We start from the raw sequence: 15,618 nt of genomic DNA, 5'->3' as shown, positions 1-15,618 counted from the left end.
GAAGCCTGCCGGGCGGTCTCACTCCTGGTCAGCGCAGGTCGGGGCGGCGGTCGACGATGCGGCGCATCTTGCCCATCGAGCGCTCGATGCTCTCCGGGGGCAGCACCTCGACGCCGACCGTCGTACCCACCAGGTCCTTGGCGCGAGCCCGCACCTGCTCGGCCAGCTCCCGCGCCCGCGCGTCGTCGAGCCGGTGCCGCGCCTCGACCCGGACGGTGAGCTCGTCGAGCCGGTCGGGGCGGGTCAGGACGCACTGGAAGTGCGGGGAGAGGTCGGGGACGGCGAGCACGATCTCCTCGAGCTGGGTGGGGAACACGTTGACCCCGCGGATGATCATCATGTCGTCGCTGCGGCCGGTGACCTTCTCCATGCGCCGCATCGTGCGGGCGGTGCCCGGCAGCAGCCGGGTCAGGTCCCGGGTCCGGTAGCGGACCACCGGCAGTGCCTGCTTGGTGAGCGTGGTGAACACGAGCTCGCCCTCGGCGCCGTCCGGGAGCACCTCGCCGGTGACCGGGTCGATCACCTCCGGGTAGAAGTGGTCCTCCCAGACGTGCAGGCCGTCCTTGGTCTCGACGCACTCCATGGCCACGCCCGGCCCCATCACCTCCGAGAGGCCGTAGATGTCGACCGCGTGCATGTCGACGCGCTCTTCGATCTCGCGCCGCATGTCGTCGGTCCACGGCTCGGCGCCGAAGATGCCCACCTTCAGCGACGTACGCCGCGGGTCGACGCCCTGCCGCTCCATCTCGTCGATGAGCGCGAGCATGTACGTCGGCGTGACCATGATGACCTCGGGCTCGAAGTCCACGATCAGCGAGACCTGACGCTCGGTCTGTCCGCCGGACATCGGGATCACCGTGCACCCGAGCCGCTCGGCGCCGTAGTGCGCCCCCAGCCCGCCGGTGAACAGCCCGTAGCCGTAGGCCACGTGCACCTTCATGCCCGCGCGACCACCTGCGGCGCGGATCGACCGGGCCACCACCTCCGACCAGACGTCGAGGTCCTCGCGGGTGTAGCCGACCACGGTGGGCTTGCCCGTGGTGCCGGACGAGGCGTGGATCCTGGCCACCCGCTCCTGCGGGACCGCCAGCATCCCGAACGGGTAGTGCCGACGCAGGTCCTGCTTGGTGGTCAACGGGAACCGCGCCAGGTCGGCGAGCTCCCGGCAGTCGTCGGGGTGCACGCCCGCCTCGTCGAACGCCGCACGGTAGTGCGGCACGTTGGCGTGCACGTGGTGCAGCGTCCACTGCAGCCGCTCCAGCTGGAGCGCCGCGAGCTGTTCGCGGGGCATCGTCTCGACCGGGTCGAGGTCACCGGGCCGGGGGGAGAGGTCGGGCAGGCTCATGACGCCCAACGTAGGCGACCCGGGCTTGCGCGTGTGCGTCCGCGGGCTAGGTTCGGGGCATGAGTGAGGACCAGCTGCAGCCCCAGGACACCCTCGACGACCGGGGAGTCGACGACGTCCTCGACGAGGGCATCTCGCCCCCCGAGAAGCCGCGGGGCGTCGACGCCGTCGGGGTCACCGACCGCGAGCAGATCGAGGGGGAGACCATCGACGACCGGCTCGCCCAGGAGCAGCCCGAGGTCTGGGAGGACGCCGAGGCCGAGGCCGACGCCGAGATCCTCGACGGAGACGTCGACGGTGAGGTCGGTGCCGAGCGCTCCGGCCGGCTGGTCGCGCCGGACGAGGGTCTGGACGGGGGACTGGACGAGCGCCTCATCGAGGACCTCGGTGCCGAGCTGGTGGCCGAGGACGTCGGCATCGACGGCGCCGGCGCCCCCGCCGAGGAGGCCGCGATCCACACCATCGACGAGGACTGACCCGTCCCCGGTGGTTGAGGAGGGCCGCCAGGCCGGTCCGCGGTGGTTGAGGAGGGCCGCCAGGCCCGTCTCGAAACCCCGGGGGGAAGTGGTTTCGAGACGCTCGCTGGCGCTCGCTCCTCAACCAGCGTCCGGGCACTGCAGGTGGTGGGAGAAGGTCGTCAGGCCCGTCCCCGGTGGTTGAGGAGGGCCGCCAGGCCCGTCCCGGCCCACCTGTGGTCCACAACCCTCGACCGAACCCGCTTCGTCCACAGTTTCGAATAGCGTCGAGAAATCGTCGTTGGTCCCGCCTACCGTGGAGGCATGGACCAGTCACGGACACCGTCAGCAGTGCACCCGCTGCTGGCCTGCGCGGCGACCGTGACCGAGGCGGTCACCGAGGCCAGGATGCGTCCCGTGGAGCTGGCCGGCACCGAGGTCAAGGCCCGCGCACTGGTCGACCTGACCACGGCGATCGGGCAGCTGGAGGCCCTGCGGCTCGAGGTGATCGCCGCATCCGGAGACGTCGCCCACGACGCCGGGGCGCGCTCCGTGGCCTCCTGGCTGGCGCCCACCACCCGGATGGAGCACCGCGCCGCGCACCGGCTCGAGTGCCTCGCCACCGCGATCGCGGGCACCGGTGCCACCTGGCCGAGGGTCGGCGCCGCCCTGGCCGCCGGTGAGCTCACGCGGGAGCAGGCCGAGACCATCGTGCGCACACTCGACGACCTGGCCGACGCCGCCTACACCGAGGCCGGCAACGACGGGGTCGCGGTCGAGGCCGAGGTGCTGGCCCGCGCCGAGCAGCACCTGGTCGCCGAGGGTGCCCACTTCGCCCCGACCGCGCTGCGCCGCCTGGGCGAGCACGTGCTCGAGGTGGTCTGCCCCGAGACCTACGACCAGACTCAGCGCCGACTCCTGGAGGGGGCCGAGGCACGCGCCGCGGCTGCCACCAGGCTCACGCTGCACCGCCGTGGCGACGGCACCGCCGACCTGAGGGCCAGGATCCCCGAGATCTACGCGACCCGGTTGGAGACCCACCTGCACGCCTTCACGGCCCCCCGCACCCGGCCCGCCGAGGGTGGCACGGTGCCTCGCCGCCGGCGGGGCGACAAGGCGCTGGGTGAGGCGTTCTGTGCGTTCCTGGAGCGACTGGACCCCACCGTCCTGCCCGACCACGGCGGCTCCGCCACCCGGGTCACCGTCACCATCGGCCTCGACACCCTGCTCTCCGGCATCGGTCACGCGACCCTGGCCGACGGCACCCCCGTCTCCGCCGGTCACGCCCGTCGGCTGGCCTGCACCGCCGGGATCCTGCCGGCCGTCCTGGGCGGCGACTCCCAGGTCCTCGACCTGGGCCGCACCCGACGACTGTTCAGCTCCGCCCAGCACCACGCCCTGGCCCTGGCTCACCCGACGTGCCGGACCCGGGGCTGCACGGTCCCCGCCGCCTGGTGCGAGGCACATCACGAGACGCCCTGGGCCCGCGGCGGTCGCACGGACCTCACCGACGGTCGGCTCCTGTGCTTCCACCACCACCAGCGAGCCCACGATCCTGCCTACCGCACCACGCGGCACCCGGACGGGAGCCTCCGCTTCCACCGGCGGCTCTAGGCCGACTGGCCCTGCCGGCTCCCGGAGGTGTCACGGCCACGCCAGCTCCCATAGCCGGTGCTCGCCGGGGAAGCCCTTGAGCGAGGCCTCGCGCAGGTCGACGAACGTGAACTCGCCGGCCGGCTCGCCGGCGCCAGTGACGTCCCCGTCGGAGGCCCCGTCGGAGGCCCCGTGGGAGGCCCCGTGAGAGGCCCGGTCGACGTCTCCGTCGGAGGCCCCGGCCAGCAACGCGTGCACGGCTTCGCTGACGAGGATCTCGCCGCCGTCGGCCTGGCCCGCCACCCGGGCCGCGAACGCGACGTTGCGGCCGAAGTAGTCGCCGTCCTTCTCGATGGTCGGCCCGGTGTGGAGCCCCATGCGCACCGCCACCGGTGTCCTCCGCAGCCGGCGCGCGTGCCCGGCCGCCAACGACTCCTGGACCCCGATCGCCGCTCGCAGCGCTGCCTGGGGAGTGCCGAAGACGACCATGAACCCGTCGCCCTGGGACTTCACGATGGCGCCGCCGTGACGCTCGACGTGCCGCCGGACCAGGTGGTCATGCGCCGCCAGCACCTTCATCCACGCCGGGTCGCCCAGGGACTCGTTCATCGCGGTGGAGTCCTGGATGTCGGAGAACAGCACGGTCACCGTCCCGTCCGGCCCGGCGATCCGGACGATCTCGGATCGCTGGGCCAGCGCGATCCCGGTCAGCTCCTCGATCGAGCTGGTGAGGAAGCCGCCGACCCCCTGCTCCCGGACCCGTACGGCGGTGCCGACCACCGTGCGCAGCGCCGCTCCGGCGGCCTGCCGGGTCAGGCCGCGCCGGGAGTGCTCCAGCTGTGAGCGCAGCATCCGGATCTCGCGCTCGGCGCGACCGAGCCGGGCGGCGACGAGGCCGAGGCCGGCGAGGGTGACCAGGAGGGCGACCGTGAGCGCCAGCGTCAGTGAGGGCACGGGCAGCACCCTTGCACACGGCCTTCGGCACGCCCCGGGGGTGCTGCGAGCGGCACGCCGCGGGGAGTCGCCGGCCACACGCCGGGAACACACCGGGGAACACGCCGACACCAGATGTGGTCCCACAATCTCGTTCCGACCCCACATATGGTGGTGCACGCAGCTGGTTCGGGCGGTCCGCAAGGGTCGTCCGAGGCAAGAGGGAACCCGGTGAGAGTCCGGGACTGCCCCGCAGCGGTGAGTGGGAACGACCGCCGTCACGAGCACTGGGCGCAAGCCTGGGAAGCGACGGTCAGTAGGGGTCGAGGTCTGACGTGCCCACGAGTCCGAAGACCTGCCAGCGCACCGTGCCCGCCGGGCATGGTGGTCCGATGCCGCGTGGGACGGCTGACGGCTCCTCGGCGCTGCCGTACGACGCGTCGACCCGTCACCTGCTCGCCTGGCCCGGACCGGTTCGGACCGGACTCGCGAGGAGAGAGACATGACGGTCACCCACGTTCCCGCAGCCCCGGAGGCGGCAGCCCCCGACACGGCGCCCCGCCGTACGACGATGCAGGTGCGCAAGCGCAACGGAGACGCCGAGCCCGTCGACGTCGACAAGATCGTCCGCGCCGTCGAGCGCGTCACCGACGATCTCGTCGAGGTCGACCCGATGCGGGTCGCCACCCGCACGATCAGCGGGCTCTACGACGGCGCGACCACCGCCGAGCTGGACCGGCTGTCGATCCAGACGGCCGCGGAGATGATCGGCGAGGAGCCGGCGTACTCCCGGCTGGCCGCGCGACTGCTCGCCGGCTACCTCGAGAAGGAGGTGCGCAACCAGGGGGTCGCCTCGTTCAGCCAGTCGATCGCCCTCGGCCACGCCGAGGGCCTCATCGGCGACGAGACCGCGGCGTTCGTCAAGGACAACGCCCGCAAGCTCGACGTCGCCGTGGACGAGGCCAACGACCGGCGCTTCGAGTACTTCGGGCTGCGGACGGTGGCCGACCGCTACCTGCTGCGGCACCCGCACACCCGGCTGGTGGTGGAGACCCCGCAGTACTTCCTGCTCCGCGTCGCCTGCGGCCTGGCGACCTCGCCGGGCGAGGCGATCGAGTTCTACCGGCTGATGTCGAGCCTGGCCTACCTCCCGAGCAGCCCGACGCTGTTCAACTCCGGCACCCGGCACACCCAGATGTCGAGCTGCTACCTGGTCGACTCGCCCCGCGACGACCTCGACTCGATCTACGACCGCTACCAGCAGGTGGCCCGGCTCTCGAAGTTCGCCGGGGGCATCGGCCTGGCCTTCTCCCGGATCCGCTCCCGGGGTGCGCTGATCCGCGGCACCAACGGGGCCTCCAACGGCATCGTCCCGTTCCTGCGCACGCTGGACGCCTCGGTCGCCGCGGTCAACCAGGGTGGTCGCCGCAAGGGAGCGGCCTGCGTCTACCTGGAGCCGTGGCACCCCGACATCGAGGAGTTCCTCGAGCTGCGGGAGAACACCGGGGAGGACGCCCGGCGCACGCACAACCTCAACCTGGCCAACTGGGTGCCCGACGAGTTCATGCGCCGGGTGGAGGCCGACGAGCAGTGGTCCCTGATCGACCCCGACCAGGCCCCCGAGCTCCCCGACCTGTGGGGCGAGGCCTTCGACGAGGCCTACCGGCGCGCCGAGGCCGAGGGCCGCGTCGTACGCCGCGTGGCCGCCCGCGACCTGTACGCGCGAATGATGCGCACGCTGGCACAGACGGGGAACGGCTGGATGACGTTCAAGGACGCAGCCAACCGGACCTGCAACCAGACCACCGACGCCGGGGGAGTGGGCGCCCCGGTCGTGCACCTGTCCAACCTGTGCACGGAGATCATCGAGGTCTCCTCGGACGCCGAGACGGCCGTGTGCAACCTCGGCTCGGTGAACCTGGCCCGGCACGTGGGGCCCGACGGCGTCGACTGGGAGAGGCTCCGCGCGACCGTGCGCACCGCGGTGCCGCTGCTCGACCGGGTGATCGACATCAACTACTACCCGAGCGAGCAGGCGGCCGCCTCGAACCCGCGCTGGCGTCCGGTCGGCCTCGGGGTCATGGGGCTGCAGGACGTCTTCTTCGCGCTCGGGCTCCCCTTCGACTCCGACGAGGCGCGCGAGCTGTCGACCCGGATCTCCGAGGAGGTCTACCTGACCGCACTCGAGGTGTCGTGCGACCTGGCCGCGCGGCACGGCGCGCACCCGGCGTGGCCGCAGACCAGGGCCGCCGGCGGCGCCCTGCAGCCGGACCTGTGGGGGGTGCGCCCCACGCAGGAGGAGCGCTGGGAGGCGCTGCGGACCCGGATCGCCGAGCACGGCCTGCGCAACTCGCTGCTGGTCGCGATCGCGCCGACCGCCACGATCGCCTCGATCGCGGGCTGCTACGAGTGCATCGAGCCGCAGGTGTCGAACCTGTTCAAGCGCGAGACCCTGTCGGGTGAGTTCCTCCAGGTGAACGCCGCGCTCGTGCGCGAGCTCAAGGCGCGGGACCTCTGGACGCCCGAGATCCGGGAGGCGGTCAAGCGGGCCGAGGGCTCGGTCCAGGGGATCGCCGCGCTCCCCGACGAGGTGCGCCGACTCTTCCGGACCGCGTGGGAGCTGCCGCAGCGGGCGCTCATCGACACGGCGGCCGCGCGGGCGCCGTACGTCGACCAGAGCCAGTCGCTGAACCTCTTCCTGGCCGCACCGTCGATCGGGAAGCTCTCGTCGATGTACCTCCACGCCTGGAAGTCCGGGCTGAAGACCACCTACTACCTGCGGTCGCGACCCGCGACCCGGATCCAGCAGGCGACCGTCGGCTTGGAGCCCGGGCGCCCCGCCGCTACCACGGGGGCCGCCGGGGTCGCACCGACGTCGCCCGGCACCGACCCGACAGCGGGGGACCAGGCGCTGGCCTGCTCCCTGGAGAACCCCGAGACCTGCGAGGCATGCCAGTGACCACCCCTGAGACGACCGGCCCTGAGACGACCGGCCCTGAGACGACCGGCCCTGAGACGACCGGCCCTGAGACGACCGGCCGGTCCGGTGACCGGATGCTCCTCGACCCGGGGATGAACCTCACCCTGCGGCCGATGCGCTACCCGCACTTCTACGACCGCTACCGCGACGCGATCAAGAACACCTGGACGGTCGAGGAGGTCGACCTGCACTCCGACCTCGCCGACCTGAAGCGGCTGACGGCCGCGGAGCGGCACCTGGTGAGCCGGCTGGTGGCGTTCTTCGCGACCGGCGACACCATTGTGGCCAACAACCTCGTGCTGAACCTCTACCAGCACATCAACTCCCCGGAGGGCCGGCTCTACCTGAGTCGCCAGCTGTTCGAGGAGGCGGTGCACGTGCAGTTCTACCTGACACTGCTCGACACCTACGTCCCCAACGAGGACGAGCGGCACGAGGCGTTCGCGGCCGTCGAGACGATCCCCTCGATCAAGCACAAGGCGGACTTCTGCTTCCGCTGGATCGACTCGACGTTCGACCTCGACGAGCTCCGCAGCAGGGAGGACCGGCGGGCGTTCCTGCTCAACCTCATCTGCTTCGCGGCCTGCATCGAGGGCCTGTTCTTCTACGGAGCCTTCGCCTACGTGTACTTCCTACGCTCGCGTGGCCTGTTGAACGGTCTGGCGTCGGGGACCAACTGGGTCTTCCGCGACGAGTCGATGCACATGGCGTTCGCGTTCGACGTCGTCGACACCGTGCGCGAGGAGGAGCCCGATCTCTTCGACGAGGAGCTGACCGAGCAGGTCCGCGCCATGCTGCGCGAGGCGGTGGACGCCGAGGCGCAGTTCGCCGAGGACCTGCTCGGCGGCGGTGTCGCCGGGCTGTCCACGAGCGACATGCGCTCCTACCTCGAGCACGTGGCCGACCGTCGGCTGCAGCGCCTGGGCCTGGAGCCGGTCTACGGGTCGCCGAACCCGCTGGCCTTCATGGAGCTGCAGGACGTGCAGGAGCTCTCGAACTTCTTCGAGCGGAGGGTCTCGGCCTACCAGGTGGGGGTGAGCGGCGCGGTGGGCTTCGACGAGGAGTTCTAGCGGACGGTCCGTGCGGTGAACCGGAAGCGTCGCTTGTCGTCGCGGGGGGTGCCGTTGCAGGCGTAGCCGCCGCCCGTCCCGCAGCGGTAGGACAGTGAGGCGTTGGCCAGGTTCAGCGACACCTTCCGGACCTGGTCCGGTGCGAAGTCGACCCGGAGGGTGCCGTTGCCCTTCGGCCCGAGGTCGACGACGCGCCGGGTCAGGGACCCGTCGCGACGGTGGACGAGCACCGAGGCGCGCGAGACGTCGCTCGGCCCGTTCACCGTGATCTTCAGCCGCCAGTTCGGGGCCAGCGCGGAGTCGGGCACCAGCCTGTAGTTGCGCGAGGACAGGTGCCGGATGCCCTGCGACTGCTCCTTCGTGCTGCGGGTCGAGCTGCCGAGGGTCCACTTCTGCGTCACCCCGGCCGTCGGATAGAGGTGGCCCTCGTCGTAGGACTTCTTCGGTGCGTTGTTCACGACCGAGAACGCGGCGAACTCACGCGCCATCGAGGAGCCCCTCGACGTGAGGGTGCGGTTCACCGCCTTGGTCGAGTGGGTGTCGACGGCGCGTTGCCACATGGCCCGGACCAGGCCGGTCCCGAGCTCCTCGCGCTCGGTGAGGAACCGGAAGAACACCCAGTTCCCGTACCAGGTCCGCGGATGGTCGAGGGCGAGCCGCGGCTTGGCGAGCGAGCTCTCGGCGAGGAAGTTCACATTGTCGTTGACCGCGTCGAACACCTCGTCCTCGATCCACGTCGCCGTGGACTCCATGAACCAGGGGTCCTCCAGGCGGTCGTAAGCGAACTGGATCGCATGGAAGAACTCGTGTGCCGCCGTCGCCTGCAGCACCTCGACGGGGTCCGCGTCGAAGGATGCGTAGTTGTTGTCGACCACGAGGTAGGCCGAGGAGGTCCTGCGGTAGCGGTCGTCCGGGACCGCGTACCCGTACAGCTCGGGGCTCAGGCGAGCGACGTACACGTCGAGCTTGGTGTCCGTGCCCTCCGAGGGTGGGCCGTCGTCAGGGAGAGGAGCGAGGTACCCCATCCGATCGACCTCGTCGGCCCACGCAGTCTCGAACGTCTCCAGGACGGTCTTGGCCCAGCGTCGTCCCGACCTCTCCTTGCCCTCCTTGGCCCGGGTCACGCAGACGTGCTCGCCGCAGATCACGCGCGTGGGGTTGTCGCCGTAGTTGTCGTCCGGCACGCCGTACTCGACGCCGTCGTCAGTGGGACGCGCGAACAGCGCCTCGGCCTGCTGCCGGTCCCGACCCTCGAGGTCGTCCACCTCGGAGGCGAGCTCGGCCAGCGCGAGGGTCGGATCGAGGTCACCCTCGCCGGCCAGTGCCTGCTCGGCCTGCTCGAGGGCCTGCTCGGCCTGGTCGGCGGCGGGGTCCGGCAGCGTCGGGAGCCCGGGGTGCGCCGGGTCGGCGGCCGGCGGGGTCACCGTGGGCGCGACGGCATCGGACGTGGTGGCGTCGGGCATGGCGGACGCGGACGTCGTGGAGGCCAGGACCAGACCCGCCAGCAGCGGGAGGACGGTGACCGAGAGCGCGAGGCGAGCCGGCCTTCCGGGGCGGGGGAGGCGCATGGAGGACAGGCTACGTGAGAAGTCCCACGTGGCGTCCAGCCCTGATTGGTCCTCAGTCGGTGGAGGAGATCTTCTCGATCAGCGCCGTGGTCGAGATCGCCGGGGTGCGGGGCAGGTACACCACCTCGCAGACGTCCTCGAACTCGTCGAAGCGCCCCTGCCAGTCGTCGCCCATGACGAGCACGTCCGCGCCGTACTTCACGATGTAGTCGCGCTTGAGCTCCAGGCTCTCCTCGACGAAGACCTCGTGGACCGGCTTGAGCGCCGCGACGATGGCCAGCCGCTCGGCCTGGCTGAACACCGGGACCCGGCCCTTCTTGCGCTCGTTGAGGGCATCGGCGGAGACCCCGACGACCAGCCGGTCACCGAGGGCCGCGGCACGCTCGATGACGCGCAGGTGGCCGACGTGGAAGACGTCGAAGGTGCCGAAGGTGATCACGGTGCGGGCCATGGCCGGGATTGTTCCACGGGTGCCCGGTGCGGCCCAGCCGGAGCCGCGCGTTTGGCGGGCGGAGGTTAGGCTAACCTTAGTCTCGCTGTCGTACCCGTCCCCGAAGGAGCCGACCGTCCATGCGCAAGCCCGCCCTGCTCGTCTCCGGCCTGGCCATGGCCACCCTCGTCACGGCCTCGGGGTGCAGCGCCTTCGGCAGTGACGAGCCGGCCGACCTGCAGGTCTACTCGGCCCGACACTACGGGGCCGAGGAGGTCTTCGCGCAGTTCACCGAGGACACCGGCATCACCGTGGACTTCCTCGCCGGTGACGACGCCGAGCTCCTGCAGCGGATCCGCGCCGAGGGCGAGGAGTCGCCGGCCGACGTCTACATGACCGTCGACGCCGGCAACCTGTGGGCGGCCGCCGACCAGGGCGTCCTGGCGGCCGTGGACAGCCCGGTGCTGGACGAGGCGGTGCCTAAGCAGTACCGCGACTCGCAGGACCGCTGGTTCGGCCTGGTCATGCGGGCCCGCACGGTGATCTACAACCCCGACAACGTCGACCCCTCCGAGCTCGACACCGAGGACACCTACGCCGGCCTCGCCGACCCGACCTGGGACGGGCGGCTGTGCATGCGCGGGACGACCGGCGTCTACACCGCCTCGCTGGTCGCCTCCCTGATCGACCTGCACGGCCGGGAGAAGGCACTCGAGATCGTCGAGGGCTGGGTGGCCAACGACGTCCGGATCGAGTCCAACGACGTGCTGCTGATCGACGCCGTCGACGCCGGGACCTGCGACGTGGCACTGGTCAACCACTACTACCTGGCCCGCGAGCTCGAGGAGCGGCCCGACCTCGACGTCGAGCTCATGTGGGCCTCGCAGGACGGCGCCGGCACCCACGTGAACGTCTCGGGGGCCGGCGTCGTGGAGTCCAGCGACAACCCCGAGGACGCCCAGGCGCTGATGGAGTGGCTGGCCACCGACGGCCAGGACGACCTGGTCGCCGGCAACCAGGAGTTCCCGGTCAACGCCGACGTGCCGGCCGAGGACATCGCCTCCGGCTTCGGCGACTTCGACCCGATGCCGATCGACGCGGAGGCCTACGGCTCGCTGAACGCCGAGGCGATCGACCTGCTCGCGGAGGCTGGTTACCAGTAGCCGTGACCCAGACCGCCTTCCCCCCGCCGCCGACCCGGCTGTCGGCCCGGGGACCCGCCCAGGCCCGGATCCGCCGTGCGAGCTCGCGCGGCCGACCGGGCTGGTCGGCGTTCGTGGTGCTGGTGGCGGTGCTGGTCGCGGCGCCGGTGCTGGGGGTCCTCATCGACGCCGGCACCGGGCAGGCCCCCGACCTCCCGCGCAACGTCGGCGACATGGTGCTGACGACGCTCCTGCTCATGGGCGGCGTCGGCCTCGGCACGCTCGTGCTGGGTGTCGGGCTGGCCTGGCTGGTGACCGCCCACACCTTTCCCCTGCGCAACGTGCTGGTCTGGCTGCTGGTGCTGCCGCTGGCGATGCCGGCGTACATCCTCGGCTTCGTCTTCCTCTCCACCCTCGACGCGGCCGGACCGGTGCAGTCCGCGGTCCGTGGTGTCGTCGGCGACGGGTTCGCCTTCTCCCTCGCGACACTGCCGGGCTGCGTGGTGGTGATGTCGCTGACGCTCTACCCCTACGTCTACCTGATGGCCCGGGCGGCGTTCGTCGAGCAGGCGCCCACGACGTACGACGCGGCGCGCACGCTGGGCGCCGGGCGGGCGCGGGCCTTCTTCCGGGTCCTGCTCCCGCTGGCCCGGCCCTCGGTGGCCGCCGGCCTGGCGCTGGTGATGATGGAGGTGTTGACCGACTTCGCCACCGTGCAGTACTTCAACGTGCAGACCGTCTCGGTCGGCGTCTACCTGGTCTGGAAGGGCAGCTTCGACTTCGCGTCGGCGGCCCAGCTCGCCTCGCTGGTCATGCTGTTCGCGGTCGCCGTGCTCGCGGGGGAGCGACTGATGCGGGGTCGGTCCCGGTTCACGCAGAAGGGTGGGCGCGGCTCCGGCCTGCGCCCGGCGCCGTTGACCGGGGCCCGGGCCTGGCTGGCCACCGGCGTCTGCCTGCTGGCCCTCGGGGCGAGCTTCTTCGTGCCGGTCCTGCGGCTCGGCGCCTGGGCGGTCGAGCGGGCCGCCAGCGACCGGCCGAGCGCGCTCGGCGGGCAGTTCGGCGAGGCGTTCGTGAACTCCGTGGTGGTCGCCGTCATCGCCTCGCTCACCTGCGTGACCCTGGCGCTGGTGATGGGCCACGCCCTGCGCCTCGGCGGCGGGAGGTCGATCCGGGCCGCCGCTCAGCTGACGACCTTCGGGTACGCCGTCCCCGGCGCGGTCATCGGCATCGGCACCCTGCTGACCTTCGCGTGGGCCGACCGCACGCTCGAGGCCGTGGGAGTGCCGGGCGGCACCGGTCTCCTGGTGACCGGCTCGGTCCTCGGCATCCTCTACGCCTACGCGGTCCGGTTCCTCGGCCCCGCCTACCAGGCCGTCGACGCGGCGTACGCCTCGGTGCCGACGACGATCACGCAGAGCGCGCTCAGCCTGGGAGCCGGACCGGTGCGGCTGCTCGGCCGGGTGCACGCGCCCCTGGTGCGCTCCGGGGTCGCGGTCGCGCTGGTGCTGGTCGCGATCGACGCGATCAAGGAGCTGCCGCTGGTGCTGCTGCTGCGTCCGTTCGGGTTCACTACGGTGTCGGTGTCGGTCTACCAACTCGCCAAGGAGAACCTGTGGGACCAGGCCGCGCTGCCCGCGCTGGTGATCGTGGCTCTGGCCATGGTGCCGGTCTTCCTGCTGTTCCGGCAGGTGCGGCACGGGGACCGCGGGAGCCGGCCGTGACCGCCACCCCGGCCCTGGTCCTCGAGGGAGTCTCCAAGTCGTACGGCGCGGTGCCGGCCGCCTGCGACGTCGACCTGGTGGTGCCGTCCGGGGAGCTGGTGACGCTGATCGGCCCCTCCGGGTGCGGCAAGTCCACCGCCCTGCGGCTGATCGCCGGACTGGAGCGACCCGACCGGGGGGAGATCCGGATCGCCGGGCAGACCGTGGCCGACGGGCGCACCTTCGTGCCGCCCGAGCGGCGCCGGGTCGGGTTGGTCTTCCAGGACCACGCGCTGTTCCCCCACCTCTCGGTCCGCCGCAACGTCGAGTTCGGCCTGCACGGCCAGCCGCGAGCCGACCGCGCGGCCCGGGTGACGCAGGTCCTCGACCTGGTCCGCCTGGGCCACCTCGCGGACCGGTACCCGCACGAGCTCTCGGGCGGCGAGCAGCAGCGGGTGGCCCTGGCCCGGGCGCTCGCCCCACGGCCGGCGGTGGTGCTCCTCGACGAGCCGTTCTCCTCCCTCGACGAGAACCTGCGCGCCCAGGTCCGGGCCGAGCTGGTCGGCGTGCTCCGCGAGACCGGCACGACGGCGGTGTTCGTGACCCACGACCAGACCGAGGCGCTCTCGATCGGCGACCGGGTGGTGGTGATGACCTCGGGCCGGATCGAGCAGGCGGACACGCCGTCCCGAGTGTTCGAGCAACCGGCCACCCGGTTCGTGGCGTCGTTCATGGGCGACGCGGACTTCCTCCGGGCGCACGTGCACCGGGCGCTGCTCACGTGTGAGATCGGCGTGGTCTCGACGGTCCCGGGCTGGGCGGACGCCGAGACCGACGTCGACGTCGTGCTCCGGCCGCACGAGGTGGCCCTGACCGCCGAGCCGGACCGGTCCGACGACGGACCGGCGGTGGTGGCGGTGGAGTACCACGGCGCGTTCGTGCTGCACACGGTCCGGCTCGGCTCCGGGCAGACCGTCCGCTCCTGGCAGCCGCACTCGGTGCGGCACCCGGTCGGGACGCCGGTGCGGGTCTCGGTGGTGCCCGGCGTGACCCCGACCCTGCTGGTCGGGGACACCGCGGTGAGCAGCCCGCCGCCGCGCGGCTGACACAATCCCAGCGATGACGATTCCCCTGATCACGCCGGAGCCGGATGCCGACGCCGCCCGGGCCTCCGCCCTGCGGCGGATGCGTGCGGTCGCGCTGGGTCTGCTGCTGTTCGCGGCGGTCGTCTACGTCCTCACCCGCGGCACCGACGGGTGGCTCGGCTTCGTCAACGCCGGAGCCGAGGCGAGCATGGTGGGCGCGATCGCGGACTGGTTCGCGGTGACCGCGCTGTTCCGGCACCCGCTCGGGCTGCCGATCCCGCACACCGCGCTGATCCCGCGCCGCAAGGACGACCTCGGCCGCGGGCTCGAGGAGTTCGTGGGGGAGAACTTCCTGCAGGAGGACATCGTCCGCGAGCGCACCCGCGCCGCACGGGTGGCGATGCGGCTGGGTCGCTGGGCCTCGCAGCCCGAGCACGCCCGGCGCGTGGTCGACGAGGTCACCGACGTGGCCGCCATCGGCCTGGACACGGTCCGCGACCACCACATCGCGGAGTTCGTGGAGCAGGCGCTGGTGCCGCGGTTCCGGGAGGAGCCGATCTCGCCGATCCTCGGCAGCTTCGTCACCGAGGCGGTCCGTGACGACCTGCACCACGGGGTGGTCGACCTGGCCCTGGAGGAGATGTACGACTGGCTCACCGACAACCAGGAGACCTTCGCCGACGTCCTGACCGAGCGGGCTCCGTGGTGGGCGCCGGAGCGGTTGAACGAGGCGGTGACGACGCGCCTGCACGCCGAGGCGATCCGCTGGCTGGGCGACATCCGCGACGACCCGCGGCACCGGGCCCGGCTGGCGCTCGACTCGATGCTTGCCCAGCTCGGCCAGGACCTGCTCACCAACCCCGACACCCAGGAGCGCGCCGAGAACCTCAAGCTGCGGCTGCTGGAGCACCCGCAGTTCCCGGCCACCGCGATCTCGCTGTGGAAGGCGTTCCGGACCGCCCTGCTCGAGGCGCTCCGCGACCCCAGCGGGCCCCTCAAGGAGCGGCTCACCGCGGAGCTGGTCGCCCTGGCCGGCAGGGTCACCACCGACGCGGAGCTGCGCGAGCGGCTGGACGGGCTGTTCGAGGACGTCGCTGTCTTCGCGGTGTCGCGCTACGGCGCGGAGCTGACCACGGTGATCACGCACACGATCGAGCGGTGGGACGGCCAGGAGGCCTCCCGGCGGATCGAGCTGCACGTCGGTCGCGACCTGCAGTTCATCCGGATCAACGGCACCATCGTCGGCGGCCTGGTCGGGGTGCTCATCCACACCTTCGCCGTCCTCCTCGGATGAGGGCCGGCCGCCCGCCCGCCCGG

12 protein-coding genes and 1 riboswitch are annotated in these 15,618 nt (G+C 72.0%); of the genes, 8 read left to right on the top strand and 4 right to left on the bottom strand.

What is annotated here, in order from left to right:
- Nucleotides 1-28: 28 nt before the first annotated feature.
- Complete coding sequence (paaK, locus tag IE331_RS11070; RefSeq protein WP_192143502.1) at nucleotides 29-1,345, bottom strand: phenylacetate--CoA ligase PaaK; 1,317 nt, start codon at nucleotides 1,343-1,345, stop codon at nucleotides 29-31.
- Nucleotides 1,346-1,404: 59 nt separating this feature from the next.
- On the opposite strand from paaK, the gene IE331_RS11065 reads away from it, so the two are divergent.
- Both IE331_RS11065 and IE331_RS11060 read left to right on the top strand, forming a co-directional pair.
- Nucleotides 1,405-1,821: a DUF5709 domain-containing protein gene (locus IE331_RS11065; RefSeq protein ID WP_192143501.1), complete on the top strand. Its 417-nt coding sequence runs from the start codon at nucleotides 1,405-1,407 to the stop codon at nucleotides 1,819-1,821.
- Nucleotides 1,822-2,124: 303 nt separating this feature from the next.
- Nucleotides 2,125-3,414: an HNH endonuclease signature motif containing protein gene (locus tag IE331_RS11060; RefSeq protein WP_192143500.1), complete on the top strand. Its 1,290-nt coding sequence runs from the start codon at nucleotides 2,125-2,127 to the stop codon at nucleotides 3,412-3,414.
- 30 nt (nucleotides 3,415-3,444) lie between these two features.
- Here IE331_RS11060 and IE331_RS11055 read toward each other — a convergent pair whose 3' ends face one another.
- The gene (locus IE331_RS11055) at nucleotides 3,445-4,347 is read right to left on the bottom strand and encodes an adenylate/guanylate cyclase domain-containing protein (protein WP_192143499.1); all 903 of its coding nucleotides are present in this window, start codon (nucleotides 4,345-4,347) and stop codon (nucleotides 3,445-3,447) included.
- A gap of 147 nt (nucleotides 4,348-4,494) precedes the next feature.
- A riboswitch (cobalamin riboswitch) is annotated at nucleotides 4,495-4,703 on the top strand.
- A 125-nt stretch (nucleotides 4,704-4,828) separates the two neighbouring features.
- Here IE331_RS11055 and IE331_RS11050 point away from each other — a divergent pair.
- Nucleotides 4,829-7,285, top strand: a complete 2,457-nt coding sequence (locus IE331_RS11050; RefSeq protein ID WP_225579999.1) for a ribonucleoside-diphosphate reductase subunit alpha — start codon at nucleotides 4,829-4,831, stop codon at nucleotides 7,283-7,285.
- 95 nt (nucleotides 7,286-7,380) lie between these two features.
- Complete coding sequence (locus IE331_RS11045) at nucleotides 7,381-8,376, top strand: ribonucleotide-diphosphate reductase subunit beta (RefSeq protein WP_192143498.1); 996 nt, start codon at nucleotides 7,381-7,383, stop codon at nucleotides 8,374-8,376.
- Here IE331_RS11045 and IE331_RS11040 read toward each other — a convergent pair.
- Nucleotides 8,373-9,944, bottom strand: a complete 1,572-nt coding sequence (locus tag IE331_RS11040; protein ID WP_192143497.1) for an MXAN_6640 family putative metalloprotease — start codon at nucleotides 9,942-9,944, stop codon at nucleotides 8,373-8,375. The genes IE331_RS11045 and IE331_RS11040 overlap by 4 nt on opposite strands.
- 52 nt (nucleotides 9,945-9,996) lie before the next feature.
- Nucleotides 9,997-10,395, bottom strand: coding sequence for an adenylyltransferase/cytidyltransferase family protein (locus tag IE331_RS11035; protein WP_192143496.1), 399 nt, complete (start codon nucleotides 10,393-10,395; stop codon nucleotides 9,997-9,999).
- A gap of 119 nt (nucleotides 10,396-10,514) precedes the next feature.
- Between IE331_RS11035 and IE331_RS11030 the strand changes: the two genes are divergently transcribed.
- From IE331_RS11030 to IE331_RS11015, 4 genes are read left to right on the top strand one after another with little or no spacing between them, the layout of a single operon-like run.
- Nucleotides 10,515-11,537: an extracellular solute-binding protein gene (locus tag IE331_RS11030; RefSeq protein WP_201931631.1), complete on the top strand. Its 1,023-nt coding sequence runs from the start codon at nucleotides 10,515-10,517 to the stop codon at nucleotides 11,535-11,537.
- A gap of 2 nt (nucleotides 11,538-11,539) precedes the next feature.
- Entirely contained in the window at nucleotides 11,540-13,237 is a 1,698-nt protein-coding gene (locus IE331_RS11025; RefSeq protein ID WP_192143495.1) for an ABC transporter permease, read from the top strand.
- On the top strand, nucleotides 13,234-14,322 hold the full coding sequence (locus IE331_RS11020) for an ABC transporter ATP-binding protein (RefSeq protein ID WP_192143494.1): 1,089 nt from the start codon (nucleotides 13,234-13,236) through the stop codon (nucleotides 14,320-14,322). The genes IE331_RS11025 and IE331_RS11020 overlap by 4 nt, the downstream gene beginning before the upstream one ends.
- A 13-nt stretch (nucleotides 14,323-14,335) precedes the next feature.
- Entirely contained in the window at nucleotides 14,336-15,595 is a 1,260-nt protein-coding gene (locus tag IE331_RS11015; protein WP_192143493.1) for a DUF445 domain-containing protein, read from the top strand.
- Nucleotides 15,596-15,618: the final 23 nt, after the last annotated feature.

It is taken from the genome of Nocardioides donggukensis (assembly GCF_014842875.1).
GTDB lineage: Bacteria > Actinomycetota > Actinomycetes > Propionibacteriales > Nocardioidaceae > Nocardioides > Nocardioides donggukensis.
This window is presented reverse-complemented; position numbering and strand designations above follow the sequence as displayed.

Excerpts from the sequence above, each read along its gene's own strand:
- IE331_RS11040 (WP_192143497.1), bottom strand. The coding sequence starts at position 9,944 with ATGCGCCTCCCCCGCCCCGGAAGGCCGGCTCGCCTCGCGCTCTCGGTC.
- IE331_RS11030 (WP_201931631.1), top strand. The coding sequence starts at position 10,515 with ATGCGCAAGCCCGCCCTGCTCGTCTCCGGCCTGGCCATGGCCACCCTC.
- IE331_RS11045 (WP_192143498.1), top strand. The coding sequence starts at position 7,381 with ATGCTCCTCGACCCGGGGATGAACCTCACCCTGCGGCCGATGCGCTAC.
- IE331_RS11065 (WP_192143501.1), top strand. The coding sequence starts at position 1,405 with ATGAGTGAGGACCAGCTGCAGCCCCAGGACACCCTCGACGACCGGGGA.
- IE331_RS11015 (WP_192143493.1), top strand. The coding sequence starts at position 14,336 with ATGACGATTCCCCTGATCACGCCGGAGCCGGATGCCGACGCCGCCCGG.
- IE331_RS11060 (WP_192143500.1), top strand. The coding sequence starts at position 2,125 with ATGGACCAGTCACGGACACCGTCAGCAGTGCACCCGCTGCTGGCCTGC.
- paaK (WP_192143502.1), bottom strand. The coding sequence starts at position 1,345 with ATGAGCCTGCCCGACCTCTCCCCCCGGCCCGGTGACCTCGACCCGGTC.
- IE331_RS11035 (WP_192143496.1), bottom strand. The coding sequence starts at position 10,395 with ATGGCCCGCACCGTGATCACCTTCGGCACCTTCGACGTCTTCCACGTC.
- IE331_RS11050 (WP_225579999.1), top strand. The coding sequence starts at position 4,829 with ATGACGGTCACCCACGTTCCCGCAGCCCCGGAGGCGGCAGCCCCCGAC.